The following is a 937-nucleotide window of genomic DNA, read 5'->3' on the forward strand; positions in this document are numbered from 1 at the left end:
TGCGCGTTATGTTACACCTTTGGAAACTGATTTTGTTGCGTCAAGTCTTATTGGTTCAAGTGTATATAATATAGAAAATGAAAATATTGGCGAAGTAAAAGATATTATTTTGCGTGAAAATAATATTACGGGATTTGTTATCGCTATTGGTGGTTTTCTTGGTATAGGGGAGAGTTATGTGGTCGTTGCACCAGAAACAGTGCAAATGACAAATGATTATGGAAAGTGGAAACTTATTATGAATGCGACAAAGGATTCGTTGAAGGAAGCTCCAACATTTAAATATGAAGGACATTGGCCACGCTAATTTTGTCTTTCTGTTTTTTGTAAATATAACAGTGCTATCATACTCTATAATAGCGCTGTTTTTATTTAAGAGAATTTTTTGAAGGTCTTGAAACAATTTTATCGAAGAAGCTGTTCTCGTTTCGATTGATTTAAATGGAATAAATAGCAGTGAGATCAATAGCTTATAGTAGTAGTAAAGAGGATGGTTATTAATTCTATTGCATTTTTTGTCTTTACCCATAATTTTAGGGAGCTTTTTTATCGTTTCCAGGGCAAATTTTTTGCGATCTGCGCTTTTTGTATAAAGAGACACCATAGTGTTATCTGTTCATCCCAAAAGTGCTTTTAATTGTGATACTGTTGCATCTCGTGTTTGGATGCATGTATCGTTGTTTATTTTTTTAAGCATTGTGTTGATTTTTTGATATTTTTTTCATTACACGTTTCATGAAATATGTGTCTAAAGCTTTTTCTTTGCTTTATATCTTGCAATTTTCAATGAGTTTTATTTCAAATGTTGCAGTGAGTTTAGAAAAAATGGAAAGAAACTCTGTTTCGAGTTTATTGTCTTTGTTTTTAGATAAGAAATGATATTATTTTTCTCCATATTTCTACCCCATATAAACAGTGTTTCTAGGCAGTTAAGCTG

1 protein-coding gene is annotated in these 937 nt (G+C 31.6%); it reads left to right on the forward strand.

Features of this window, described 5'->3' with window-relative positions; translation table 11 throughout:
- Positions 1-307 (forward strand): PRC-barrel domain-containing protein (locus ACFIO5_RS10820; protein ID WP_375705400.1); only part of this gene is annotated, 307 nt, incomplete at its 5' end.
- Positions 308-937 lie beyond the last annotated feature (630 nt).

The organism is Bartonella sp. AA86SXKL (genome assembly GCF_042196885.1).